Genomic DNA, 24,459 nt, shown 5'->3' with positions numbered 1-24,459 from the left:
TCCGTTGGTGTTGACCGGCTGACAGTCTACCGGGACTTAGGACCCTCAGATGCGGAGCACTTCCTGGTGACTACCTGCGCTCAAATGTGGCGATGGTTTCCATGTGATGGGTCATGGGAAACAGATCCACGGCTTCCGCCCGCACCAACGCGTATCCCAACGTCGCCAAGATCGCGGTGTCCCGCGCCAAGGCAACAGGGTCACAAGCAACATAGACCAGGTGGTTGGCGCGTACAGCGCCCACCAACTCGAGGGTCTTGGCTCCTGCGCCAGAACGCGGCGGGTCCAATACCACTGCGTCAACCGGGCCGATGCCTCGGCTCAGTTCACGCCGGACGTCGCCGTGAACCACGTCTACCTGGGGATAGTGGTGGCAGTTGCGCTTGGCCGCACGGCTTGCCTGGGCATCGGACTCAATCGAGATGACGTCACGCCCTGTCATCGCCAACGGCAGTGAAAACAAGCCGGCTCCGGCGTAGAGGTCGGCCACGCGCGCGGCCTCACCCACTGCATCCAGGACCGTGTCGACCAAGAGCTGGGCAGCTCCGCGATGCACCTGCCAGAACCCGTCAGCGCTGACGCGGAACTGCGCGAGTTCGTCGCCGGCCCTGACGTCTTGTCGGACCGTGCGCGCGGCGTTCTTCCGCGAGTCAGCGCGGCCGTTGTGCCACGGTTTGCCGTTGACCATGGTGCGCGTCACACCGTCTGACCCCTGCGCGATACTGACGCGTGCCCCGGCCGGGAAGCGGTTCCCCAGGAGCGCCTCTTCCACCGCTTCAGTGGCAAGCGGCATCGACTCGAGTGCTCGCAAGTCGCGCGACCGATGAACGGCCATGCTCGCGCGCCCTTCGGAGTCCGCGGTGGCGCTGACCCGTGTCCGGTACCGCAGTCCGCCGCTCTCAGCGTCACCCGGCACCTGCGCCACGACCCCGGGAAAAGGAGCCTTCGCGAAGCGCTCGAAGGACTCGCGCAGCACGGACTCCTTCCACGCCAACTGGCCGGCCAGACTCACATGCGCAAGTTCTCCCCCACCCACGCCGCCCGGTCCGGCTTCCGGCCACACGCTTGGTACACGATCTGGCGACGGCTCGATGATCTCGACAGCATCGGCTCGCCAGAGCTTGGCGTCTTCGCCCGACTCGGTGAGACGAGCACGCACCGTCTCCCCCGGCAACGCGTGGCGAACAAACACCACCCGCCCGTCAAGCCGGGCCACACAGTGTCCACCGTGCGCAGGAGCGCCAATGGTCAGGTCAACAAGGTCACTCACGGTAGTTGCTCTCCTGGTTCGGGGGCTTCCTCATGTTGAACCTCTTCACGAGCGGACTCCAAGTGCCACGGCACCGCGGCCACGACGACGCCCTTGAGTCCTAGCAACTGCTGACGCAACTTCGTCGTGGAACGGTTGTGGAGGGACCGCTCCCACCAGCGGCCCACGATGTACTCCGGCACATACACGACGACGACTTCGCGCGGTGAGGTGCGGTGAATGGTGGTCACATACTCCATCACTGGCCCCACCAGGTCCCGGTAGGGCGAGTCCAAAATCACGAGCGGGACTCCGGAGTCGATCCGGCCCCAATCCCGTTGCAGTTGCAACGCGGGCTCACGCTCGATCTGTACGCCCACCGCTTCAAGAGTGGAGTGCCGCGCCGCCTTCGCATACGCCAATGCGCGCAATGCGGGACGGTGCAGTTGAGCAATCAGCACCACGCCACGAGTCGAACTAGGAAGCGCCACTTCCAGATCGGAGGGCTGCAAACGCACATCAGCCCGGACCGCCGCATAGTGGCGGTTCACGGCATGCATCAGCACCACGAGGCCACAGATCAGCGCGATAGCGATCCAGGCCCCGCTGAGGAAGTTGAAGACCAGCACCACAATCCATACGGCGGCAGCCACCGTAGTCGCGACGATGTGCAGCACGCGGCGAGACTGCAAGCGCACCCGCGACTTGCGGCGTGTGGCCAACTTCAGCTTGCTGTTGGTCCACCGGATCATGGCCACTTGGCTGAGCACGATCGACGTAAAGACGCCGATCACATAGAGGTGGATCAGCGTTTCGACCTCAGCGCCAGCGAATGCGACCACCACGGCAGATGCACCCGCGACCAATAACACGCCACCACGCAGCACCGCGCGGTCGTTGCGCATCGTGAACTGCCGCGGCAGATACGCGTCCTTGGCCAAGTACGACGTCAGGTTGGAGAAACGGCGGAACACGGCCGCGACCGCAGCGTAGAGCAGAGCCGCCGACACGATCGCGATGATCCACACCGCAACGGCATTGTCGAAGACCCCCTGCGCCACCTGCAACAGAATGGGCCCCTTGGACCACCCGGTGATGCGATACATCCAGGCCAGGAGCGCGACTGCGAAGAACGCCAGCGCCGAGGCAATCACCGCGATGATGAGGGTGCGCCCCGCGCGTTTGCCGCGCGGCTTCGCATGATTGGGCGCGGACGATGCCAAGTGTTCGATGCCCGTCACCATCACGGCACCGGAAGCGATGGCCCCCGCATAGGCAAACCACACAGACCATGTCTCCGGGGCATTTGCCGCGATAGGGCTTGTGGTGTCAGTGCCATGGCTCGACACACCGAACACCACCATCACGGCAATGATCAGCAAGAAACCAAACCACACGCCCAAAATGACCCGTGCACGGTCACGCACGACTCGCAAAGCAACGACCGCAACGATTCCGACAAGTCCAACAGAGAGCTGGACATCCCACTTCTGGAGTTGCGGGATCAAGAACGCCACCAGCTGCGTCAATGCGGCAACCGAAACGGCGACCGTAAACAAATAGTCCACCAGGACGGACGCCCCTGTCACGACGCCAGCACGCCGCCCGAGGACATCGCGTACCAGCCCGTAGTCGCCCAGACTGTCCGGACGGGCGTGGACATTCGACCTGTAAGCCAAGCCCAACAGCACCATGATGAGAACCACACCAAGCGCCATGTAAGGAATGGCGCCTTGCTGGCTTCCACGTCGGAGCGCGTCAACAACAGCATCTGGCGCATACAAGACGGCAGACAAAATGCCTGCACCAAACACTGGAAGCGCCAACCGCGTGCGCAACGTCACCGGTACTACAGCATCGGTCGCGATGGGCTGCCCAAACACCAGGCGCCGCATTTGTTGCAGAAGTCCTCCCACGTCACACCATCCTAGGCGCAGGGGGTATACCGTGGGGGACCGTGCACATAGTCATCATGGGTTGTGGCCGTACAGGCTCCTCGTTGGCCGTTGAGTTTGAGTCGCGCGGGCACTCTGTCTCGGTGATCGACCGCGTAGGTGACGCCTTCAGACGCCTCCCGAGCGAGTTTCAGGGACAGAAGATCACCGGCATCGGCTTTGACCGCGAGACGCTCGTCTCTGCCGGGGTGGAACAGGCCTACGCGTTCGCTGCCGTGTCCTCCGGCGACAACTCCAACATTCTCGCGGCGCGCGTCGTCCGCGAGACATACGGGGTCGAGAACGTGATCGCCCGTATCGCCGACTCCGGCCGTGCAGAGGTGTACCGCCGGCTCGGAATCCCCACCGTCGCACCGGTGCCATGGACGAGCGCCCAAATCGTGTCGCGCCTTCTCCCCGGGGGCGTCGAGGAGTCATTCGCCGACTCCAACGCGGGAGTTGCCGTACGGAGACTTGCGTTCAACGGCGCCTGGATCGGCAAAAAGGTGACAGAGATCGAACATGCCTCTGGCACCCGTGTGGCGTACCTCGTGCGCTTTGGAAAAGCTCTTCTGCCCGACGCCACTACGATCATCCAGGCCGACGACGAAGCACACTTCGTGATTCCGGCCGCCACCGCTGGCACCGCAGAACGCGTTGTCTCACGAGCACCTGGAGCGTCGTCATGAGAGTGCTGATCGCAGGCGCCGGCTCGGTGGGGCGGTCCATCGCACGAGACCTCCTGAACCACGGGCACGAAGTCATGCTCATGGATCATTCCCCCGCCGCGATGCGCGTAGCCCAAGTCGCCGAAGCCGAATGGATGCTCGCAGATGCGTGCGAAATGACGGCGTTGACGGAAGCTGGCACCGAGAACATGGACGTCGTGGTGGCAGCCACCGGTGACGACAAAGCGAACCTGGTGGTGTCATTCCTTGCCAAGACAGAGTTCGGAGTTCCACGTACCGTGGCACGCGTCAACAACCCTCGCAATGAGTGGATGTACGACGCACAATGGGGCGTTGATGTGGCGGTCTCCACACCCCGCATCATGACCGCGATGGTGGAAGAGGCTGTGGCCGTCGGTGACTTGGTCAAGGTGTTCACCTTCCACCAATCAGGCGCGTCCATCATCGAGGTGACGCTACCGCCCGACTCCCCCGTGGTCGGGGCAACCGTGCGTCAGATCCCGTGGCCTCCGGAGACAGTGCTGTCGTGCATCGTGCGCTCGGACCGCACCATTGCCCCTAGCCCAGCTGACACTCTAGAAGCACTCGACGAGTTGCTCTTTATTGTGTCTGCTGAGGCGGATCCTGAGGCTCTTGACGCGGTGCTGCGCTCTGCACCATGAGCCACACCACCCAGAGTGTGAGCGCGAAGAGCGGCACCCCCATCGCGAGCCGCGCGACGCCTAGAGCTGCGGTCTGGTCACTGAGGTAAAGCGGCAGCTGCACAGCCAAACGGACGGCATACATCGCTACCAACAGCGCACTCGCACGCTGCATCACCCTCATCTGGCGCGGGTCCTTGCGCCATGACGTCCAGTCCCCGCGCAAGAGTCCCACCGCGATGCCGACCAGCGGCCAACGCACGGCCATCGACACTACGGTGGCGGCGCCATAGATGATGTTGATCCACAAGCCCCACACGAAGTAGTCGGAGGGCTCACCCGTGCGCCAAGCCCAAATCGCACCGATCGCGACACCCACGGCACCGGTCAGGGCCTGCTGAATGGTGGATCGCTGGACCAATCGGACCGCAACCAACACCAGCATCGTGACGACAGCAGCGATCACGGGAACGCGCATACCCCCGTCGACCAAGAACGCGACGACAAACACGAACCCTGGAGCCACGGACTCCGCGAATCCACGCCAGCCTCCGATGGCGTCAGCGAAGGAAAACTCCTCCGCCTGCATGACTTGGCCCAAACGTCCAGCGTTGAGAGCCTCACTCGCGGCTTCCGCCGCTTCCGGGGCGCGATCGTGCGTGTCCTGCGCGGCAGGCTCCGGGTCACCCGCCGGAGACGACGACTCGTGCGACATCACAGCGTGTACTGGGGGTTGAAAATACGGGGCAATGCTTCCGCATCGCTGACTCGACCGTGGAAAGTCACCATGGCCCCGGCCTCGATGCCAGGAATCTCCCGCCTACCCATGAACACCGCATCGAGACGACCGGTGCCGTCGTCGATACGAGCAGTCAACTGCGGTGCCGCATCGCGAGGCTCAACACGCAGCGCCACGATACGGCCCTTCACGGTGACGAGAGTGCGTGCCGCAGCGTTCTCGATGTTGACGACGTCGTCGGTGACAGTCACGGAAGTGGTCAGTCCTCTTCAGTCGCGGGAGCCTCGGACTCCGCGTCGGGTGCGGACTCCTCAGACGTGAACTTCGGCGTGTCAAGTACGAGGATCGTGCCGGCGATCATCGCCTCAGGTCCACGCTCCACGGCACAGTTGCTGAGGAACGCATCGATGCGGGCACGAGTGTCGGCCGAGTGAACAGAAGGCCCCATAGCCGCAGCTTTGAGCAACCAGCGATCACCGTCGATGCCTTGAAAACGCATCGGGATGACCACGGTCTCGCCCTTCTTGTTCTGCCGAGTGATATGTGCGGCGAGCTCAGGTCCGAAACGTCCCTCTTCGGCTTCGATACGTCCGGTGCTGCGCAAGCGTGCCGTAATCGCGCGCCTGACTTCGGTCCACTGACCGGTGCCGCGGGGCGCTGCAATCACCTGCAACTGCACCTGACAGTCGGCTACCTTGACGCTCACTGCACCGCACTTGCGGGTCTTCGGATCGATCTCGGCGCGCACACGCATGTGGGCCACAGCCGGCAGACGCAAGGGCCCGTAGTAGATGAAGTCCTTGCCTTCAGGGACGTGGTCCCAACTCCATGGACCATCGGCGCTTTCGAGGGCGTCCAGTCCGTCGTCGTATGCCACTGCCTCACTCATGCCCGTACTCCTGTCGAACCGAATCCCCCGTCGCCGCGCTCCGAATCGGGAAGCTCGTCGACCACCACAAAGGTGGGCTGCTCGACACGCTGGATCACCATCTGCGCGATGCGATCACCTGCGTGCAACTCAAGTGGAGTTGAGGCGTCCGTGTTGAGCAGCGTCACTTGAACCTCGCCACGGTACCCCGCATCGACGGTTCCCGGTGCATTCACGATGGTGAGTCCGTGCCGAGAAGCCATTCCAGACCGGGGGTGGATAAAGGCCGCGTAGCCCATCGGCAACGCGATCCGAATCCCTGTGGGAACGGTGGCCCGCTCCCCCGGAGCCAGCGTGACGTCGACACGCGTGGTCAAGTCAGCTCCGGCATCACCGGGGTGTGCGAAGGAAGGCAGAGGAACCCCGGCCTCCGTCGTGGAGACCAGGATCTCTACCGCATTCACTGTGGAGTGACCTCAGTCCTTATGCCGCGCACTCGGAGCAGATGGGCTGGTCGCCCCGCATCTCCGCGAGCTGGCTTCGGTGGTGGACCAGGAAGCAAGACATACACGTGAACTCGTCCTGCTGTGCAGGCAACACGCGCACGGAGAGCTCCTCTCCGGAGAGGTCTGCGCCGGGCAGCTCAAAGCCCTCTGCAGCCTCCGTCTCATCCTCGTCGACCACACCCGACGTCTTGTCGTTACGGCGAGCCTTCAGCTCCTCAATGGAGTCAGCGGAGATCTCGTCGTCGGTCTTGCGAGGAGCGTCGTAATCAGTTGCCATCAGGCGGTAGTTCCCTTCACGCGTTCACCGTGCGTTTACTCAATGCCCGGGAACACGTTTTTGTTCCCTCGAGCGCAGGCATTGTGCCCCAAAAATCGCGGCGGCGCGACTCTTGCGCTAGGAACTGGTCCACGTGTCGTCTGCGCCGGCTTCAACCAGAGCCTCATGGAGGGCATCCCAGCGGTCCTCGGTGGCGGCGATCAGAAGCCTCTGATCAGCGGCCTCGCCATGCAGTCCAGCGACCTTAAGCCCGGCTTCCTGGGCGATCAGCATTCCCGCGGCGAAGTCCCATGGGTTGAGCCCATGTTCGTAGTAGACGTCGACGATTCCAGCCGCGACATGACACAAATCAACTGCGGCAGACCCCAAGCGGCGAATGTCCCGGACGTGTGGGAGCAATTGGGCGACAATCTGCCCCTGCCGCGCACGTCGCGCCGCTTGATACTGGAAGCCGGTGGCGACCAACGTGCTTTCAAGGCTCGGCCCGGAGTCGCGCTCGAGGCGCTCGCCGTTGCACCATGAGCCTCCGTCTCGACATGCTTGCCAGGTCGCCCCCGAGCCATCGACAATCACTCCGGCTTCCAACTGCCACGTATGCGGCTGGGGTTCACCGGTGACAGCGGCAATCGACACCGCGTAGTGCGGAAGGCCGTACAGGTAGTTCACGGTGCCGTCGATGGGGTCCACAATCCAGGTGACCCCAGAAGTTCCGGAGACGTCAGCGTGCTCTTCTCCATGAACCGCGTCGTCGGGGCGGAGTTCGGCGAGCCTGGTGCGGATGAGGTCCTCGGCTGCAATATCCATCTGGGTCACGATGTCCACGATCGAGGACTTCGTACCTGCCACCGCGGCTTGTTGCCTACCTTCTCGCACCAGGGTTGCCGCCTCCTGGGCGATAGCGTGGGCAATCTCCATGAGTTCATGCGGTGTCGTCATGACAACCATCGTGCCTCACCGAGGACGGCGTCAGTCGAGTGCAACACGACCGCGTGCCTTCCCCACAATGACAGTTCGCCATGGCACCCTGAGGGCATGACGCGACTATCCCTTGTGCGACCGGCCGACGATGGCGAGCACCTGATCGTCGCCGACGAGTCCGGCAACGAGTACGAGCTTGCGCTCACCGACGATCTTCGACGCGCCGCATCGACGGTGCGCCACCGTCCCGCCCCCACGGACGACGATGCTGCGCCCATGATGACTCCGCGAGAGATTCAGCAGCGCATCCGTGGCGGCCTGAATGCCGCCGAGTTGTCAGAACTGACGGGTCAGCCCGTGGAGTTCCTTGCCCGCTACGAGGCACCGGTCTTGGCAGAGCGGTCGTATATCGCTGCGCAGGCGAAGACCACCCGCATCGGCCGTGACGCCGACTCCCCCATTCTCGGCGACCTGGTCACGGATCGCCTTGCCGGGCGTGGCGTGGACATCGACTCGGTGGTGTGGGATGCCTGGCGCGAACCGGATGAGCCGTGGATGGTGGCCGTCGACTACCGCGTTGATGGGCGCAATGTTCGTGCGCAGTGGAGTTTTGATCACTCGGCACGCACCGTGAACGGCCTCGATGACGAATCCCGATGGCTATCGGAGACAGAACTCCTGGACGTTCCGATTCCCAAGCGCCACCTGAGCGCGGTCCGGGACGCCAGTCACGCTGCTCCCCTGGAACCTGCACGGCCGATCATGCCTGTGACCGAGCCGACCCCGATTGTTGCTGAGCCCACTCAGACCGAGCTTCTGCTCGATGATCTCGAGACCCGTCGCGGCACCCGTGACACTGTCGAGGTCGACGAAGAAGACGACGCGGACGACGATGGCGGCTTTGAAGGATTTGGTCCAGCCGTCCAACGTCAACGCCAGGCAGATGTGGGCTTCACCGCATCTCCCCCCAAGTCCCGGCACCCCGCCGGTTCGGCATTGAGCGCGTCCGCTCCGAGCGCTGCCTCGGCGCCTGCCCCTGCGGCTCCCGCGCCCAAGAATGCAGACACCGAGCGGGAAAGCGAACCCAAGAAGCCCCGGCGCGGTCGCAGTTCAGTGCCCAGTTGGGACGAGATCGTGTTCGGCGCCAAGAACGAGTAAGCGCTGACTTGCGCTAGTCAGCGCTAGCGATAAGGAGCGGGACATCGCGTTCCAATGGCGTCAATGACCCATGCACCCCGACCAGTCGCATTGACTGGTCGGACTGGGTACGGGAATCAACGACGGTCGACTCCCCCGCCATCACGACGACCACGTCGCCAATACGATCTCTGACAGACTCTGCCATGTCACCAAAGAGTCGGGCTTGTGCAGCTTCCTCTTGAGTCGCAACAACCGCGTGTGAGCCGAGGTGCTCCTGCCAACGATTGGCCACCGCTGCTGCCGACGCGCCCTCTCTCACGTGCAGATGAAGTGCGCGGGGCTCCCCCGCGACCAAGTCGACGTCCTCACGCAACACCGGATCGCTCGCCACATCCCAGCGGTCTGCAAAGGAGGCGTCGACCATGCCGTGGTCAGCGGTGACGACCATTGCGGCTCCACGCGGCAGTGAACGCGCAAGCACCCTCAGTTCTCGATCAGCATCTTCCAGCGCGGCGACCCAGGCGTCGCTGTTCCACCCGTGCTTGTGACCGGCGGCATCAATCTCACCCCAGTAGCAATAGGACAGCCCTGGCTCGCGTGCGACCTGCGCCGCGACGGAAATGCGCTCAGGGAGCGTCTCAGCACCAATGAAGGTGCCGCCATTGAACGCCGCCTGTGTCAGGCCTGACCCGGCGAACCTCCGCTTACCCAACGAGGTCACCGTCATGCCGGCATCGGCGGCTTGGTGAAGAAGCCCAGGCTCACGCTGCCATTCGGCTGGATCGTAGGCGCCTTCCCACGACACGAGGTTGGCGAGCTTCCCTGTCCGAGGGTTGCGGGCGGTGTAGCCCGTCATCCCTGTCTTGCCGGAGGGCTGGCCGGTGCCGAGAAGGGCAAGGGCCGATGCCGTGGTAGAGGGATACCCCGTGGAGATGAAGCCCTGTTCGATCGAGCGCAGGAAAGGGGCATGTCCGCGGCGAGCGTCAAGCAGGTGGTGACCGAGACCATCGAGCAGCACCACCACGATGTGCCGTGCCTGGGGGATGCCGAGCCTTGCGGCATCTGCGGCCGCATCTCTGCCCGTGACGACGTCACCGCGGCCTAGTGCTGCGAGAGCCCCGGGAACGACCGCGCCAAGTTCGCGACCGCCGTAGTCGGGCAGAGTGAGGCCCCGTGATTGGCACTTCGCTGCGAATGTCACCCTCAACGACCAAGCGAACGCTGCACCGCGCTGGCGAAGTCTTCCAAGGCGCGAATGGTTTCCACGCCGTCGGCGATCGCGCTGACTCGCACCAAGGTGTCGTCGCCGGTGATGCCGCCGGAGTACCCGTGGTCGGCGTCACAGTGAGGGTCGCCGCATTGCGCGGGCTCAAGTTCAATCCGTGAGTGAACACCCCACCCCACGGCCAACACCAACTCGCTGGGAGCATCTCCGTCCACGAAGTTCTCGGGGTGGTGGACCACATGAGTCATTGCCACGTTCGTCACTGCACGCAGCAATGCCGTCTCGACGGTCGCGGAGGCTTCGTGAGGGCCTTGCGCGGCATGCCCCGCGCCGTCGTCGATGTGCATCCGTAGGAGGCGTGTCTCTGTCAATGCCAGCACGGTCATGTGACGACGCACTTCACGGTCGTCAAATGTTGTCTCGGCATGCACAAAATGCGCGACGACCGCTTCATCTCCCAGGGCTCGACGGAGAACGGAGTTGGCGAGGACGGGGTAGTAACCCGCCACCGCAACGGCTTGGGTGAGCGTGTCAGACATGCCGGTATTGTTCCACTTCGCGACACAGGTGACCACTTGCGCCGCGTGGCAGCGGGTCCATTCTCATGGACCTAAGGCAGAATACGACAGTCACTTTGCTAGACCGAGAGCCTGAGGAGTCACATGGCCGACGCGCACGACGGACAGATCATCGATATCGACGTCAGCGCTGAGATGGAGACCTCGTTCCTCGAGTACGCCTACTCGGTCATCTACTCTCGCGCTTTGCCCGATGCACGCGACGGCTTGAAGCCGGTACAACGACGCATCATCTACTCGATGAGCGACATGGGATTGCGGCCAGAACGGGCACATGTGAAGTCCTCACGTGTGGTCGGTGAAGTGATGGGTAAGTACCATCCACACGGCGATAGCGCGATCTACGATGCGCTGGTCCGCATGGCGCAACCGTTCTCCCTGCGCCTGCCCATGGTCGACGGCCACGGAAACTTCGGCTCACTCGACGACGGCCCCGCCGCATCTCGTTACACCGAAGCGCGCCTCGCTTCCGCATCCATGGCGATGGTCGCCGACCTCAACGAAGACGTGGTCGACACGGTCCCCAACTACGACAACAAACTCACCCAGCCTGAGGTGCTGCCCGCAGCATTCCCCAACTTGCTGGTCAATGGAGCGGCCGGAATCGCGGTGGGTATGGCCACCAACATGGCGCCCCACAACCTCATCGAAGTGGTGTCCGCGGCCCGTCATCTCCTGGACAACCCCAAGGCCGACCTCGACGACCTGATGCGCTTTGTGCCAGGCCCGGACCTACCCGGCGGAGGCAAGATCGTCGGCCTCGACGGGGTCAAGGAGGCCTACGCGACTGGTCGCGGAAAGTTCATGACCCGCGCGAAGACTCGCATCGAGAAGGTCACCGCCCGCCGCCAAGGCATCGTTGTCACAGAACTGCCCTACTTGGTGGGTCCGGAGAAAGTGATCGAGAAGATCAAGGACGCGGTATCCGCCAAGAAACTTCAGGGCATCACCGCAGTCACCGACCTGACCGACCGCCACAACGGGCTGCGCTTGGTCATCGAGATCAAGAACGGCTTCAACCCTGAGGCAGTGCTGGAGCGCCTGTACAAGCTCACTCCGCTGGAGGAGAGCTTCTCGATGAACAACGTTGCGCTGGTCAACGGACAACCTCGCACCCTGGGATTGCGCGAAATGTTGTCCGTGTGGGTTGACCACCGCCTCGATGTGGTGCGCCGCCGTAGCCAGTTCCGCTTGAACGCGCGTCGTGACCGCCTGCACCTGGTCGACGGGCTTCTGATCGCCATCCTGGACATCGATGACGTCATTCAGATCATTCGCTCGTCCGAGGATGCTTCCGAGGCGAGGGAACGGCTTCGCACCGCTTTTGACCTGTCGGAGATCCAGGCCGACTACATTCTCGAGCTGCGCCTGCGCCGACTCACCAAGTTCTCGCGTCTCGAACTCGAAAATGAGAAGGCCCAGTTGCTGGCCGAGATTGCGGAGCTCGAAGAGATCCTCGCATCGGACAGGGCGTTGCGTGCTGTCGTGGGTGCGGAGATGGACGCTGTCGCGGCCGAGTACGGCACGCCGCGCCGCACCATCTTGTTGGCCGATGCTGGCGCAGTGACGTCTGCCGCTAGCGTTCCGAGCGGCAGACGGGGAGCGGCTCCCGCATCACTCGAAATTGAAGACACTCCATGCTGGGTGATGCTGTCAGCAACGGGCCTCATCGCTCGTACCGCGGATGACACAGAACCCACTCGGGAGGGGCGCCGCAGCGCGCACGATGTCCTACGCGCATGCGTACGGACCACAACGCGTTCAGATGTGGGCGTCATCACCTCCGCCGGTCGCATGATTCGCTTGGCGGTCGAAGAGACTCACGCGATTGCTGCAACGAGTGAGCCTCCTTCACTGGGCGGCGGCACTCCCCTGGCCGAGCACATCGTGTTGGAGAAGGACGAGACTGCCATCACCTTGGTGCCTCTCGAAAGCGACGCACCACTTGCGCTGGGAACCGCACACGGAATCGTCAAGCGCGTCAAGCCCGAGCCCGCACCGAACAAGGACGCCTGGGAAGTCATGGGCCTCAAGGACGGCGACCGCGTCATCGGCGCAGCGAACGCGGCGGACAATGCTGAGCTCGCCTTCGTCACCGATCAAGCAGCACTCCTTCACTTCCCTGCCGACAAGGTGCGCCCCCAGGGACGGTCCGGCGGCGGTATGGCTGGCGTCAACTTGCCGGAAGGCGTCTCCGCTTTGTTCTTCGGAGTCATTGACAACCCCGCAGACGCGGTCGTGGTCACGATCTCGGGCTCATCGACAGCCTTGCCAGGCACCATTCCTGGCGCTGCCAAGATCACTCCGCTGTCGGAGTACCCCGGCAAGGGGCGCGCCACCGGTGGCGTGCGTGCCCATCGCTTCCTCAAGGGTGAAGACGTTCTGCTTCATGCCTGGGTCGGGACCGGGCCCGCGAAGGCCACCTCGGGCGCGGGACAGGAAGTTGCGCTCCCGGAGGAGCACGGCCGACGCGATGGCTCGGGAGCGCCGTTGGCGACACCCGTCGGCGGGCTGGGATAACCGGATGGACGCGCTCATCCGGCGAGTCGACACGTTCGACACCGATGAGTACATCGACCTCTTGGTTCGTTCCACGCTGGCGGAACGCAGGCCTGTCCACGACCGCGGTGCTATCGAAGGTGCGCTCCGCGGCAGTGATCTCTGCGTCGAAGCACGCACGGAGGGAACTCTCGTCGGCGCGGCACGCGCTGTGACCGACTTCCATCTCGCCTGCTACCTCGCAGACCTTGCCGTGGATTCCGCGCTCCATCGCAGCGGTGTCGGGCTTGCCCTCCAACGCGAGTTGCGTACGCACCTAGGTCCCCACTGCAAGGTCAAACTGTCGGCGTCACCTGCGGCATCGGACTACTACCCGCGCATCGGCTACAGCCCCAGTACCCGGGCTTGGCAGCTCAATCCTGGCGATACGCTCGGTTGACACATGACGAGGGGCCCGGCATCTCGGTGAGATGCCGGGCCCCTCGTCATGTCCTAGGAGGAACTCAACCCGTGTTCTGCAGGCCTGCGGAGACACCAGAGACCGTGAGCAGCAACACCTGACGGATCGCATCCGTCGTGGTCTCGTCAGCGGAGCCTTCACGCAATGCAGCGAGCGCGCGCACCTGGATCAATGACAGCGCGTCCACGTACGGTGCACGCAACTGAACGGCACGCCCAAGAATCCGCCGCTTCGACAGTGGCCACTCGCTCTCCGTGACCTTCAGGACCCACTCGCGGGTGATCCGCATCTCGTCGAGCACCAACTCCGCGAGATCGGGGCGGTCGCCCAGCGCAAGGTAGCGCGCAGCGAGAAGCTCGTCTGTCTTGGCCAGCGACATCTCGATGTTGTCCAGCAACGTCGTGAACAACGGCCACTCGCGGTACGCGCGGCGAAGCTCGTCGATATCGCCGTACTCAGCGAGTGCGGTGCCCAGGCCGTACCACCCAGCAAGGTTGATGCGAGCCTGGCTCCATGCGAACACCCACGGAATCGCACGCAGATCGTCCAAGGAGTTCACCGACAGCCCACGCTTGGCGGGACGGGAGCCGATCTGCAGCATCCCGAGTTCCTCCAACGGAGTCACCTGAGCGAACCACTGGGGGAAGCCGTCAGCCTTCACAAGCGAATGGAAGCGGGTGCGCGAGGTCGCGTCTAGACGCGAAGCCAGGTCAGCGAACTCCTGGGTCGCGCCAGTGTTACGCGCCTCAACAGACGGCGAGGCCTGAAGTAGCGTCGCCGCCGCGACTTCCTCAATGTGACGCTGAGCGATCACCGGATCACCGTAGCGAGCAAGAATGACTTCACCTTGCTCCGTCAACTTGAAACGGCCATCCACGGAACCTGCTGGCTGCGCAAGCACAGCACGATTCGCAGGGCCACCACCACGGCCGAGTGCACCGCCACGGCCGTGGAAGAGCGTCAACTGAATCTCGTGACGAGCCGCCCACTGCGCGATGCGCTCCTGCGCCGCGTGCAGCGCCAAGGTCGCGGCAACCGGACCAACGTCCTTCGACGAGTCCGAGTAGCCCAGCATGACCTCGACACGGCGTCCGTTCTCAGCAAGACGCTTCTGCACCTGAGGCAGGGTCAGCATCGTCTCAAGGATGGGGACCGAGTTCTCAAGGTCGTCAAAGGTCTCAAACAACGGAACCGCGTCGATGATGGGTGCTTCTTGGTCCCCGAACGCGTGTTCCGCAAGTTCATAGACAGCAGCAAGATGCTCAGGCGCCTGGGTGAAGGACACGATGTAGCGTCGTGCCGCACGAACGCCGTAGCGCTTCTGAATGGCACCAATGGCGCGGTACGTGTCCAGCACCTCAACAGTCTGAGTCTGCAACTCGCCGTGAACACCGTTCGCACGGATGTCCTCGAGCGCGGCAGCATGCACCTGCGAGTGCTGTCGGACTTCCAACTCTGCAAGGTGGAAGCCGAAGGTCTGCACCTGCCACAACAGCGTTTGGAGTTCGCCGTATGCCGTACGCGGTGCACCAGCCGCGACGAGCGACTCCTGCACCACCGTGAGGTCTGCTTCCAACTCACTCGGGTCGCCGTACTGCAGGTCAGCGTTGCGGGCCTGCGTGGCAGCCACACGTGCCGCGACGAACATCATGGCGGCGCGGTGCGGTTCACGGGGAGACTCTGCGTCAGCGTGCGCAGAGACCTCGGCATCGATCTGTGCCTGACGTTGGCGCAAGAGCAGCAAAGCTTCCGACGGCGGTGTGGACTTGTCGTCCAGCGTCAGTTGACGGGCAACCTTGACCGACGCGCTTTCCAAAGCCTTGAGCGCATGGTCTGCCGCCAGAGCCGCAGCGGCACGGGTGACATCGGCGGTGACGTTGGGGTTACCGTCACGGTCGCCGCCAATCCACGATCCCAACGACACGAACGGGCGCGCCAGCGGTGCTGTGCGGCCCGCATCGTCGCCCGACAAGAAGTCGTCGAAGCGGCGGTAGACGTCGGGGAAAGTCGTAAACATGGTGGCGTCGAAGACCGCAAGCGCCGATTGGACCTCATCGAGCACCGTGGGCTTGTGAGCCCGGATCAGTGCGGTGCGCCAGAGCGCGTCGATTTCGGCCAGCAGCGCACGGTCGTTCTCCGCGCGAGACGTACCACCCGCGTGGTCCTGAGCGCGGTCATCCATGAGATCAGAGATGCGGCGGATCGCACCCGACACGGCACGGCGGCGCGCCTCCGTGGGGTGGGCCGTCAACACCGGCCGGAACTCGAGGTCCTGGACCCGACGCAATGCTTCCTCACGGCCCACTTCATCCGTCAACTGAGCAAAAGCTGCCGACAGCGAGTCATCGTCGGTCAAGGCCGACGACTGGCGGTGGCGCAAGACACGCACACGGTGGGACTCCTCCGCCAGGTTGGCGAGGTGGAAGTAGCACGTAAATGCTCGGGCTACCTGCTCGGCACGTTCAAGGGAGAATCCCTCGACGAGTGCATGGGCTTCCTCGATGGCAGCGGTACCGACATCGCTGGAGTTGTCGTGGGCACGAATGGCGAGCTCGCGAAGCCGCTCGACATCGTGCAACAGATCCGGTCCACCCGACTCCTCGATCACGCGTCCCAGGAGTCCGCCCAGCAGGCGAACATCGTCGCGTAGCGGATCGGGGACATCGTGTCTGGCGAGGGAGCGCTCGGCCGGGGAGCTGAGGTTCTCTTCGATAGTCACGGACACGAGGGTAGCGGCATAGAGCCCTTAAGTGAATTCCCACGCTTGGGTAAAGGCTCAGTCTTCGAATGCCCAATGCTTGTCGGTGAGGAGTTTCGCTCCCACCAAACCGACCATGATCGACAGCACCACGAGGGTCACCTCGAGCATGCCAGCCACCGCAGACAAATAGTCTCCTTGGTTCACCGCGACGAGCGCTTGGTGAGCTGCTACTCCAGGAATCATCACCAACACCGCTGGTACGGACAACGTGATGTGGGGGAAACGCCCTCCTCGGGCAGCAAAAGCTGCCATGCACCCCACAGCCAAGCAGGCCACGGCCGTTGCCATCTGCGTCTCCATGCCAGCATCGATCGCAGCGAGTCGCCCCGTGTTGCCGATCGCTCCGATCACTGCCGCAGAAAGAGCCATCCGCCACGGGCTGTTGAACATCAGTGCAAACCCCAAAACACCGAGGAACGAAGCCGCCGCCCACAGTGACAGGTCCCCCGCAAGCGGATACTCGTGATCCATCCGCGGCTGGGTGTCCAACGTACTCACCAAAGACACTGCCCACACGGCAACCCCTGCAGCCATCGTCATCATGGTGCCGTAAGCAATGCGTTGAATACCCGACTGAAGGTCCAGCTTCGCCATATCGAGCGCGCCAGTAATAAGCGCGAACCCAGGCAGCAGGAACAGCACCGAGGAGATGTAGCCCGCCGCATGCGTGCCGAGTTGGGGCCCCATCAGCCCAATCACCGCGAGACCAGCGACGTACAGCGACGTACTCACGACCGCAGCCGCCAAGGTGGTCCCAAAACCGTTAAAGCCGCGGTGCGCAAGCGTGCGGCGCACCCACTGGGCAATCGCCGCAGCGACAAACACCGTCAGGACTTCCCACAGCACCGCACCGTTCAGAACCGCGAACGCAGCGCACGCGAGACCCGCAACCGCAGAGTTCACCCAGCCTGGATACAGCGCTCCCCTACCCTCGATCTCGTCAAGCGCACGGTGAACCTCTGCCGGCGTAGTTTGCTGAGGCAGCGTGCGGCGCATGCGGTCCAAATGCCACAGTCGATCCGTATTGACGGCGAAAGAACGGTTTTCTGCGACTTCCGTGCGGAAGATCCGTCCCCGATGAGATGTGGCAGCGATATCCGTCATGGCGACGTGGTTGGTGTGCTCATGCACACCAATGGACAACGCCACCGCTTGCATCGCCTGCTTCACCCGGTAGCTGGCAGTCCCCGCGGCAAGCATGAGCCGTCCGGTACGGAGCACCACCCGGGACTGTTCGATCAGCGCGACGGGCTCGAGTGATTCCTCGTGCTCGTGGTCAACATCGTGGATCTCCTCGCGACACTCACGAGAACGGTCCGAAGCCTCCTCAAGCATGTGTGGCTCGCCTGCGCCGATTTCGTCGACAGAGCGCACCTGCGTCTCGTCCCGGTCGTCTCCCAGATCCCTCACGGTGTCCATTGTGCCGATGAAACTCCAGGAGACGCAGGACTTTAGGCGTCGATCTGTGCCATATCGAGTTTCTCGGCGCCCGCGACAATGAAGTCACGACGGGGAGCAACCTCGTTGCCCATCAGAAGTTCAAAGACACGTTCGGCGGCCTCAGCATCGTCCGCAGTGATTCGACGCAACGTGCGGTGAGCGGGGTCCATGGTGGTTTCGGCAAGCTGATCTGCGTCCATCTCGCCCAAGCCCTTGTAGCGCTGGATGTCCTCGTTGTACTTACGGCCGGCACGACGCAGGTCACGCAACGTGTCCGCAAGTTCCTTCTCCGAGTACGTGTAGATGTACTCCTTTTCCCGGCGCGCCGACCCCTTGACCTCAACTCGGTGCAACGGCGGTACCGCGGCATACACGCGGCCAGCGTCGATCATGGGACGCATGTACCGGAAGAACAACGTCAACAGCAGGGTGCGAATGTGCGCGCCATCAACGTCAGCATCCGTCATCAGAATGATCTTGCCGTAGCGAGCCTGCTCAAGGTCAAAGGTGCGGCCCGAGCCTGCACCGATGACCTGAATGATCGATGCACACTCGGCGTTGTGCAGCATGTCGGTGACGGAGGCCTTTTGGACGTTGAGGATTTTGCCCCGGATCGGCAGCAACGCCTGGAAGTCCGACTGCCGCGCAAGCTTGGCCGTGCCCAAAGCGCTGTCGCCCTCGACGATGAACAACTCAGACTTCTCGACATCGTTGCTACGGCAGTCGGCAAGCTTCGCCGGCAGCGAGGAAGTCTCCAAAGCGTTCTTGCGTCGTGAGATCTCCTTCTGCTTGCGTGCAGCCACTCGTGCCCGCATTTCCGCGACGATCTTCTCCATCACGGTGTTCGCCTGCGCCTTGTCATCACGCTTGCTCGAGGTGAGGCGCTCCAGCAGTTCCTTCTCCACGACCTTGGCGACAATCGCACGTACCGGGGTGGTACCCAGGACTTCCTTGGTCTGACCCTCGAACTGAGGCTCAGGGATCCGGACGGTGACAACGGCCGTCAAACCGGCCATGATGTCGTCCTTCTCGATGCGCTCAGCGCCATCTTTGCCGGTCAGCTTGAGGCGGCGCGCGTTGGTCTCAATGACCTTGCGGATCACTTTGGTGAGGCCCGCTTCGAAGCCTGCCTGGTGGGTGCCGCCCTTGGGCGTCGAAATAATGTTGACGAAGGACCGCACCTCGGTCTCGTAGCCCACGCCCCACCGCAAGGCAACATCGACCTGGCATTCTCGTTCAACTTCTTCGGATACCAGCGTGCCGTCCGCTTTGAGCACCGGGACTGTCTCGCGATAGTGACCGCTACCCTTCAGCTCCCAGGTATCGGTCACCCCAGCATCGGCCGCAATGTACTCAACGAAGTCACGCGGTCCACCGTCGTAACGGAACGACTCAGCGCTAATCTCGTCGGGATTGCGTTCGTCACGCACGGTCAGGGTCAGGCCGGGGACCAGGAACGCGGTCTGGCGGGCACGGGTGAGCAGGTCCTCAAAAGTGAACCGGGCGTTCTTGTTGAAGATCTGGCGATCGGCCCAGTACCGGATACGGGTACCGCTACGTCCCTTCGCGACCTTGCCGACGACTGCAAGCTCGGAGCCCGTCGTAAAAGGCGCGAACGTGGAGTCCGTGCTGGGCCCGTGGGCGGAGTCGTCCCAGTTTCCTGGCTCACCACGACGGAAAGCCATGTGGTGCGTTTTCCCGCCACGGTCAACCCACACGTCGAGACGCTCGCTCAGAGCGTTGACCACGGACGCACCCACACCGTGGAGGCCACCGGACGCAGCGTAGGACGAGCCGCCGAACTTTCCTCCTGCGTGCAATTTGGTCATCACGACCTCGACACCGGTCAGACCAGTCTTGGGTTCGACATCGACGGGGATGCCACGGCCGCTGTCACGCACCTCGACAGAGTCATCAGGGTGCAGGATCACGACGATCTCGTCACCGTGACCGCCCAGCGCCTCGTCAACTGAGTTGTCGATGACTTCCCACAAGCAGTGCATGAGACCACGCGAGTCCGTGGTGCCGATGTACATGCCGGGTCGTTTGCGAACCGCCTCGAGCCCCTCGAGAACGGAAAGATGCCGTGCGGAATAGTCGGATGCTGCCACGGCGACAAGGGTAGTTGCCGGATCTGACGTAGAGAACCAGCCACACCGCACTGACGTGCGGAATATCGCCCCCGGATCAGTGTTGTCCCACGTAGGAGGCCAACGATGACCCACAACACCAACAACATTCGTCCTGTGGATGCCCGCACCCCAGCGGACCGAGTGCGACAGGTGTGCGTCGCTGCCGGTTCCGCGCTCGCAATCGCGGGTGCCGCCTGGGGTTCAGGCGCATGGAGCGGCACGCCCATCGAGGAGGCCGCAGATGGGGCACTCGCCGCAGACGCCACGTTGCTGGCACCGGCTTCTCCTGCCTTCGGCGTGTGGTCAGTGATCTACATAGCGCTCGCCGCGTTCGCTGTGCTTCAAGCGCTGCCTTCGAGGGCAAACGATCGTCGTATGCGGACGGTCTCGTGGCTCATCCTCGTCTCGATGGTGCTCAATGCGGCATGGATCGCAGTGGTGCAAGCGGGCTGGCTGTGGGCTTCTGTGGTGGTGTTGGCGACGCTGGTCGCGGTCCTTGGCATCATTGCGAAGCGGCTGGTCGCGATTCCGACGTCCGATGCCTGGGGCACCGCCGTCACAGAACTGGCAGTCGGCGCGTACTTGGGGTGGTCGTCCGTAGCGTTGGCCGCGAATGTCACCGCTGCAGGGAGCGCTAGCCTCGACGCTCAGCCTGCAGACGGTATCGGCTACGCGATCGCGGTATGCGTAGTCGTCACGATGCTTGCTGTCGTCATCGCTCGGGCCCTGCGAACGCACCCGTGGCTGAGTATCGCTGCTGGCCTTGCGATCACCTGGGGCTTGGCGTGGATCGCCGTGGGCAGAGCAACAGGCGAACCCGAAAGTTTGGCGATCATGTGGGCTGCCGGGTTGAGCGCCGCGATCGCGTTCTCAGCGACGTTCGCGGCTATCGACTTCGATCCTGCTCGCAGGATCGAGTCATAGCCCCTCGGCGTCAGCCGACGGGTCATCGGCGCGGCCCCGCACGGTCATCATCGCGATGTTGTCTTGCTTGATGTAGAAGCCCAGGTCCTCGTACAGGTGTCGACCCATCGGAGTCGCGTGGAGCTCTACCACCTCGATGCCGCGCTTATCTGTCTCGCTCAACAGGGCATCCATGATCGCGCGCGCATACCCTTTGCGTTGATGCTGTGGAGCGGTCGACACCCACTGCACGTACCCCATCTGATGCGCCATGGCGCCCGGCTTGGGTAGGCGGGGAGCAACATTGAGCAGCCCGCAGCATGCCAAGCCGCCCTCCGGGGCGTCAATCACCATGCCGATGAGGTCGCGGCCGAGACGGTCACGCACCAGGCGGGTCGCATCAACAGCCCACGTCGGCGTCGGTTTAGCACCGACCGCCTTATACATGAGGGCACCCAGGTGCACGATCTCCGCGGCGTCGGCAGAGGTCGCGAGCCGAACGGTCCCCACGTCAGCGCCAGGCGACGGCGACGGCGATGTTCACGACCGTCAGCGCGCCCACGAGCCACCAGAATGTTGTGACCTTGCCGGCGGGCTCATCCGACGTCAGGCTCTTCGTGCGCTTGGCTCCCACCTCGGCGAGGCCCGCAACAGCAATCGCAACTCCGAGCTTCACGGCAATCTTGACGTGGTCGACGTCGTAGTCGTTCATTTCGGCAACTCCCACCAGAAGCAAACCCGTGATGAGTTGCGCACGTGCACCCCACACCATCGTCTGCGTGATGCGCTTGACGTCGGAGCGCCATTGCTCGAGGAAAGGCCCCAGAATGGCCGCTAGTCCAATGAAGTGGGCAATAAGCAACGCATACCGCGTGGCATCCATGGTGGAGTTCCGCCTCTCTGAAGAGTTCGGCTCCGATGGTATCGTGCGCCACCGTCACGGGCGCCCACCACATACGATGACGGCGTGGCCACTCATCGGCGGATTCCCGCACTCGGCGCAGCAATGGTTCTCACTGGCGCATTTCTCTTTGGCTTCAACGGCTCCATGTCCAAGGTCGTGATGGAAGCTGGGATCACGCCCGAGCAGTTGACGTTTTTTCGCGTCGTAGGAACCGCAGTCCTTGCTGGAAGTCTCCAAGCCATCATTGACCCTGCTTCGCTCAAAGTGACGTGGCGAGAGCTCCGCACCTACGCAGTCGTGGGCGTTGCTGGATTGGCCATGGTGCAGTGGCTGTACTCCGTGGCGATCTCTCTCCTCCCCGTCGGAGTTGCACTTCTGTTTGAGTACACCGCAGTCGTCCTCATCGCACTGTGGGCACGCTTCGTTCTCAAGGAACAGGTTCACCCCCGCCTGTGGTGGGCGATCACTGCAGTACTGGTGGGTCTTGCCGTGGTGGCTCAAGTGTGGAACTCGTCGCTTGCGCTGCTGGGCGTCCTTGCTGGCCTGGGGGCTGCCGTTGCCTACGCGATCTACTTCCTCACCGGCGAAAGGTCCGTCGCGAGCCGATCGCCACTCGCGGTGGCATTCTGGGTTGCCTTCTTCGCCTCAATGTTTTGGGCGGTCTTCTCACGTTGGTGGGAGTTGTCACCCACCGCACTGACCGAGCCGGTCTCATTGGGCGGTGCGCTTGACCACATGACCGCGCCGATGTGGCTTCCCGTTCTAGGCATCGTCGTCCTAGGCGGCTTCGCCCCCTTCACCTTGATCTTCATGTCTCTCCGTCACATCAGCGCCACAACGTCAGGCATTCTGGCCTCATCCGAGGTGATGTTCGCCTTTGCTGTGGCATGGCTCTGGCTAGGCGAGTCGCTCACCCCGGTCCAACTTGTCGGTAGCGCTGTGGTGGTCACAGGGATTGTGTTCGCCCAAACTGCACGCAGACCAGCACCACAGGCCCACAGCCACACTCCGTTCGCCACGGGGGTTCCGCCGGAGGCTCCATAGCGGGCTTGGCCGTTCCCGTCGCTGGCCCGCCGGGCGCCCGGGGCGTCCCGCGGTTAATCTGGCCTCACCATGAGCACAGTGGACGTGTGGGTCGCGACAGCAGTTGATGACTTGTGGACGTGGGTCGCCGCCCCCATCGTCCTCGTCATGGGCTTGTACTTCACTGTCCGTACGGGTCTGGTCCAGGTACGTCTGCTCCCACGCATGGTGCGGAGCCTCACCGACGCCACGCCCGTCGACGCTCAGGGCCGCCCTCAGTCACTGTCTGCGTTCCAAGCGTTTACCCTGTCTGCGGCTTCCCGGGTGGGCATCGGCAACATCGCTGGCGTGGGGACCGCCATTGCTATTGGCGGCCCCGGAGCGGTTTTTTGGATGTGGATGATGGCGTTGATCAACGGAGCCACCAGCTTCGTTGAGGCCACGCTCGCACAGCTGTACAAGCGAAGGTCCCGGGACGGATTCGTGGGTGGTCCCGCCTACTACATGGAGCGTGGGGTGGGGTCACGTGCGCTCGGGATGGTCTACGCAGCCGTGCTCATTGTGAGTGTTCCTTTTGTGGTGAACTCGCTCCAGGCATACACGATCTCCGAGACCGTCACGGGAGCGTTCGGCGCGGACCCCAACGGCCCGGTCCCGTGGGTCATTGCAGTGTTTATCGCGCTCTCTACAGGACTCGTCGTCTTCGGCGGGGTTCGCCGGATCGCGCACTTCACAGCGTCGCTTGTGCCGTCGATGGCGGTGCTCTACTTGACGCTCGGAATCTTGATCGTGGGCAGCCACCTCGATCAGGTGGTTCCGGTCTTCGAAGCAATCCTCACTGACGCGTTCACGGGAAACTCCGTTGCCGGCGGCGCGGTGGGGTCGGTGTTTGTCGTTGGCGTTCAGCGCGGAATGTTCTCCAACGAAGCCGGCCTAGGCACCGCACCCAATGCCGCGGCGTCGGCAGCCACCACGCATCCGGTCAAGCAAGGCCTCGTTCAAACCTTGGGTGTGTACTTCGACACCTTCATCGTGTGCTCCATCACCGCGTTCATCATTCTGGTGGCGGTTCCGGACCTGTCAGGTGCAAGTCGTGGAATCGAACTCACTGAGACGGCGGTCATGGGGACTCTCGGAGCGTGGGCTGGCTATCTCCTTGCCCTCATCGTGTTTCTCCTGGCCTTTTCCACGATTTTGGGGAGCTACTACTACGGCGAAGCCAACATCAGCTACCTCACGAGCAGCCGCGCTGTGATGAGAGTCTTCAGGATCGGAGTCGTGGCCTGTGTGGGGTGGGGGTGCCTGGCGCAAGCGAACGTGGTGTGGACGCTGTCGGATGGCGCCCTGGCCGTCATGGCGCTGATCAACATCCCAGTCCTGGGCGTATTGAGCCGTCACGTGGTTGCCCTACTGCGGAACTACAGCGCCCAGGTACGTGCGGGCCAGGACCCTGTTTTTGTGCGAGACACGCTCCCGAATGCGGGTCGCATTGATGTGTGGGAGTCGGAGGAAACAGTAACGGGCCGGCCGCCGCCCCACACAAACGAGGGGTGACGACCAGCCCGTCAAGGTC

23 protein-coding genes are annotated in these 24,459 nt (G+C 63.2%); 8 read left to right on the top strand and 15 right to left on the bottom strand.

Going from position 1 to position 24,459, the window contains the following annotated elements; all coding sequences use genetic code 11:
* Positions 1-70: 70 nt before the first annotated feature.
* Entirely contained in the window at positions 71-1,270 is a 1,200-nt protein-coding gene (locus tag ON058_RS06170; RefSeq protein WP_274668152.1) for a class I SAM-dependent RNA methyltransferase, read from the bottom strand.
* Positions 1,267-3,165 carry an APC family permease gene (locus tag ON058_RS06165; RefSeq protein ID WP_274668151.1) on the bottom strand — a complete coding sequence of 633 codons (1,899 nt, stop codon included), beginning with the start codon at positions 3,163-3,165 and terminating at the stop codon, positions 1,267-1,269. The genes ON058_RS06170 and ON058_RS06165 overlap by 4 nt, the downstream gene beginning before the upstream one ends.
* 56 nt (positions 3,166-3,221) lie before the next feature.
* Between ON058_RS06165 and ON058_RS06160 the strand changes: the two genes are divergently transcribed.
* Together ON058_RS06160 and ON058_RS06155 are read left to right on the top strand one after the other, a co-directional pair.
* Positions 3,222-3,872 carry a TrkA family potassium uptake protein gene (locus tag ON058_RS06160; protein WP_274668415.1) on the top strand — a complete coding sequence of 217 codons (651 nt, stop codon included), beginning with the start codon at positions 3,222-3,224 and terminating at the stop codon, positions 3,870-3,872.
* Positions 3,869-4,534, top strand: a complete 666-nt coding sequence (locus tag ON058_RS06155; protein WP_274668150.1) for a TrkA family potassium uptake protein — start codon at positions 3,869-3,871, stop codon at positions 4,532-4,534. Before ON058_RS06160 ends, ON058_RS06155 begins: the two co-directional genes overlap by 4 nt.
* On the opposite strand, the gene ON058_RS06150 is transcribed toward ON058_RS06155, so the two are convergent.
* The 6 genes from ON058_RS06150 to ON058_RS06125 all read right to left on the bottom strand — a co-directional run bounded on the left by ON058_RS06150 (position 4,473) and on the right by ON058_RS06125 (position 7,839).
* The gene (locus ON058_RS06150) at positions 4,473-5,228 is read right to left on the bottom strand and encodes a DUF3159 domain-containing protein (protein WP_274668414.1); all 756 of its coding nucleotides are present in this window, start codon (positions 5,226-5,228) and stop codon (positions 4,473-4,475) included. The two genes, ON058_RS06155 and ON058_RS06150, sit on opposite strands and share 62 nt — an antisense overlap.
* On the bottom strand, positions 5,228-5,503 hold the full coding sequence (locus tag ON058_RS06145) for an OB-fold nucleic acid binding domain-containing protein (protein WP_274668149.1): 276 nt from the start codon (positions 5,501-5,503) through the stop codon (positions 5,228-5,230). The genes ON058_RS06150 and ON058_RS06145 overlap by 1 nt, the downstream gene beginning before the upstream one ends.
* A gap of 8 nt (positions 5,504-5,511) precedes the next feature.
* The gene (locus tag ON058_RS06140) at positions 5,512-6,141 is read right to left on the bottom strand and encodes a DUF3710 domain-containing protein (protein ID WP_274668148.1); all 630 of its coding nucleotides are present in this window, start codon (positions 6,139-6,141) and stop codon (positions 5,512-5,514) included.
* Complete coding sequence (gene dut / locus ON058_RS06135) at positions 6,138-6,584, bottom strand: dUTP diphosphatase (protein ID WP_274668147.1); 447 nt, start codon at positions 6,582-6,584, stop codon at positions 6,138-6,140. Before dut ends, ON058_RS06140 begins: the two co-directional genes overlap by 4 nt.
* A 19-nt stretch (positions 6,585-6,603) precedes the next feature.
* Positions 6,604-6,903 carry a DUF4193 domain-containing protein gene (locus tag ON058_RS06130; RefSeq protein WP_274668146.1) on the bottom strand — a complete coding sequence of 100 codons (300 nt, stop codon included), beginning with the start codon at positions 6,901-6,903 and terminating at the stop codon, positions 6,604-6,606.
* Positions 6,904-7,020: 117 nt separating this feature from the next.
* Positions 7,021-7,839, bottom strand: coding sequence for an inositol monophosphatase family protein (locus tag ON058_RS06125; protein ID WP_274668145.1), 819 nt, complete (start codon positions 7,837-7,839; stop codon positions 7,021-7,023).
* A gap of 96 nt (positions 7,840-7,935) precedes the next feature.
* On the opposite strand from ON058_RS06125, the gene sepH reads away from it, so the two are divergent.
* The gene (sepH, locus tag ON058_RS06120; RefSeq protein ID WP_274668144.1) at positions 7,936-8,979 is read left to right on the top strand and encodes a septation protein SepH; all 1,044 of its coding nucleotides are present in this window, start codon (positions 7,936-7,938) and stop codon (positions 8,977-8,979) included.
* A gap of 13 nt (positions 8,980-8,992) precedes the next feature.
* Here sepH and ON058_RS06115 read toward each other — a convergent pair whose 3' ends face one another.
* Both ON058_RS06115 and ON058_RS06110 read right to left on the bottom strand, forming a co-directional pair.
* Positions 8,993-10,162 (bottom strand): alkaline phosphatase family protein, encoded by a 1,170-nt coding sequence (locus tag ON058_RS06115; protein WP_274668143.1) that lies wholly within the window; start codon positions 10,160-10,162, stop codon positions 8,993-8,995.
* A gap of 2 nt (positions 10,163-10,164) precedes the next feature.
* The gene (locus ON058_RS06110; RefSeq protein ID WP_274668142.1) at positions 10,165-10,725 is read right to left on the bottom strand and encodes a DUF5998 family protein; all 561 of its coding nucleotides are present in this window, start codon (positions 10,723-10,725) and stop codon (positions 10,165-10,167) included.
* Between the two features lie 123 nt (positions 10,726-10,848).
* Here ON058_RS06110 and ON058_RS06105 point away from each other — a divergent pair, with 123 nt between their 5' ends.
* Both ON058_RS06105 and ON058_RS06100 read left to right on the top strand, forming a co-directional pair.
* The gene (locus tag ON058_RS06105; RefSeq protein WP_274668141.1) at positions 10,849-13,284 is read left to right on the top strand and encodes a DNA topoisomerase (ATP-hydrolyzing) subunit A; all 2,436 of its coding nucleotides are present in this window, start codon (positions 10,849-10,851) and stop codon (positions 13,282-13,284) included.
* Between the two features lie 4 nt (positions 13,285-13,288).
* Positions 13,289-13,702 (top strand): GNAT family N-acetyltransferase, encoded by a 414-nt coding sequence (locus ON058_RS06100; protein WP_274668140.1) that lies wholly within the window; start codon positions 13,289-13,291, stop codon positions 13,700-13,702.
* A gap of 64 nt (positions 13,703-13,766) precedes the next feature.
* On the opposite strand, the gene ON058_RS06095 is transcribed toward ON058_RS06100, so the two are convergent.
* The 3 genes from ON058_RS06095 to ON058_RS06085 are packed head-to-tail and all read right to left on the bottom strand — an operon-like array spanning position 13,767 to position 20,035.
* Positions 13,767-16,442, bottom strand: coding sequence for a phosphoenolpyruvate carboxylase (locus ON058_RS06095; protein WP_274668139.1), 2,676 nt, complete (start codon positions 16,440-16,442; stop codon positions 13,767-13,769).
* Between the two features lie 57 nt (positions 16,443-16,499).
* A complete protein-coding gene (locus tag ON058_RS06090) occupies positions 16,500-17,894 on the bottom strand; it encodes a threonine/serine exporter ThrE family protein (RefSeq protein ID WP_274668138.1) in 1,395 nt (464 codons plus the stop codon).
* A gap of 41 nt (positions 17,895-17,935) precedes the next feature.
* Positions 17,936-20,035, bottom strand: coding sequence for a type IIA DNA topoisomerase subunit B (locus ON058_RS06085; protein ID WP_274668137.1), 2,100 nt, complete (start codon positions 20,033-20,035; stop codon positions 17,936-17,938).
* Positions 20,036-20,140: 105 nt separating this feature from the next.
* Between ON058_RS06085 and ON058_RS06080 the strand changes: the two genes are divergently transcribed.
* Positions 20,141-20,980, top strand: a complete 840-nt coding sequence (locus tag ON058_RS06080; protein WP_274668136.1) for a tryptophan-rich sensory protein — start codon at positions 20,141-20,143, stop codon at positions 20,978-20,980.
* On the opposite strand, the gene ON058_RS06075 is transcribed toward ON058_RS06080, so the two are convergent.
* Positions 20,975-21,469: a GNAT family N-acetyltransferase gene (locus ON058_RS06075; RefSeq protein WP_274668135.1), complete on the bottom strand. Its 495-nt coding sequence runs from the start codon at positions 21,467-21,469 to the stop codon at positions 20,975-20,977. The two genes, ON058_RS06080 and ON058_RS06075, sit on opposite strands and share 6 nt — an antisense overlap.
* A 1-nt stretch (position 21,470) precedes the next feature.
* A complete protein-coding gene (locus ON058_RS06070; protein WP_274668134.1) occupies positions 21,471-21,842 on the bottom strand; it encodes a hypothetical protein in 372 nt (123 codons plus the stop codon).
* 84 nt (positions 21,843-21,926) lie between these two features.
* Between ON058_RS06070 and ON058_RS06065 the strand changes: the two genes are divergently transcribed.
* Positions 21,927-22,907: a DMT family transporter gene (locus tag ON058_RS06065; RefSeq protein WP_274668133.1), complete on the top strand. Its 981-nt coding sequence runs from the start codon at positions 21,927-21,929 to the stop codon at positions 22,905-22,907.
* 69 nt (positions 22,908-22,976) lie between these two features.
* Complete coding sequence (locus ON058_RS06060; RefSeq protein ID WP_274668132.1) at positions 22,977-24,440, top strand: sodium:alanine symporter family protein; 1,464 nt, start codon at positions 22,977-22,979, stop codon at positions 24,438-24,440.
* Positions 24,441-24,459 lie beyond the last annotated feature (19 nt).

Origin of the sequence: Demequina sp. B12 (assembly GCF_028823635.1) — a bacterium.
Taxonomy (GTDB): domain Bacteria; phylum Actinomycetota; class Actinomycetes; order Actinomycetales; family Demequinaceae; genus Demequina.
Note: the sequence above shows the minus strand (reverse complement) of the source record. Positions and strands in the feature narration are given on the sequence as shown.

Excerpts from the sequence above, each read along its gene's own strand:
- ON058_RS06125 (WP_274668145.1), bottom strand. The coding sequence starts at position 7,839 with ATGACGACACCGCATGAACTCATGGAGATTGCCCACGCTATCGCCCAG.
- ON058_RS06130 (WP_274668146.1), bottom strand. The coding sequence starts at position 6,903 with ATGGCAACTGATTACGACGCTCCTCGCAAGACCGACGACGAGATCTCC.
- sepH (WP_274668144.1), top strand. The coding sequence starts at position 7,936 with ATGACGCGACTATCCCTTGTGCGACCGGCCGACGATGGCGAGCACCTG.
- ON058_RS06100 (WP_274668140.1), top strand. The coding sequence starts at position 13,289 with ATGGACGCGCTCATCCGGCGAGTCGACACGTTCGACACCGATGAGTAC.
- ON058_RS06060 (WP_274668132.1), top strand. The coding sequence starts at position 22,977 with ATGAGCACAGTGGACGTGTGGGTCGCGACAGCAGTTGATGACTTGTGG.
- ON058_RS06080 (WP_274668136.1), top strand. The coding sequence starts at position 20,141 with ATGACCCACAACACCAACAACATTCGTCCTGTGGATGCCCGCACCCCA.
- ON058_RS06105 (WP_274668141.1), top strand. The coding sequence starts at position 10,849 with ATGGCCGACGCGCACGACGGACAGATCATCGATATCGACGTCAGCGCT.
- ON058_RS06110 (WP_274668142.1), bottom strand. The coding sequence starts at position 10,725 with ATGTCTGACACGCTCACCCAAGCCGTTGCGGTGGCGGGTTACTACCCC.
- ON058_RS06070 (WP_274668134.1), bottom strand. The coding sequence starts at position 21,842 with ATGGATGCCACGCGGTATGCGTTGCTTATTGCCCACTTCATTGGACTA.
- ON058_RS06160 (WP_274668415.1), top strand. The coding sequence starts at position 3,222 with ATGGGTTGTGGCCGTACAGGCTCCTCGTTGGCCGTTGAGTTTGAGTCG.
- ON058_RS06155 (WP_274668150.1), top strand. The coding sequence starts at position 3,869 with ATGAGAGTGCTGATCGCAGGCGCCGGCTCGGTGGGGCGGTCCATCGCA.
- ON058_RS06140 (WP_274668148.1), bottom strand. The coding sequence starts at position 6,141 with ATGAGTGAGGCAGTGGCATACGACGACGGACTGGACGCCCTCGAAAGC.
- ON058_RS06150 (WP_274668414.1), bottom strand. The coding sequence starts at position 5,228 with ATGTCGCACGAGTCGTCGTCTCCGGCGGGTGACCCGGAGCCTGCCGCG.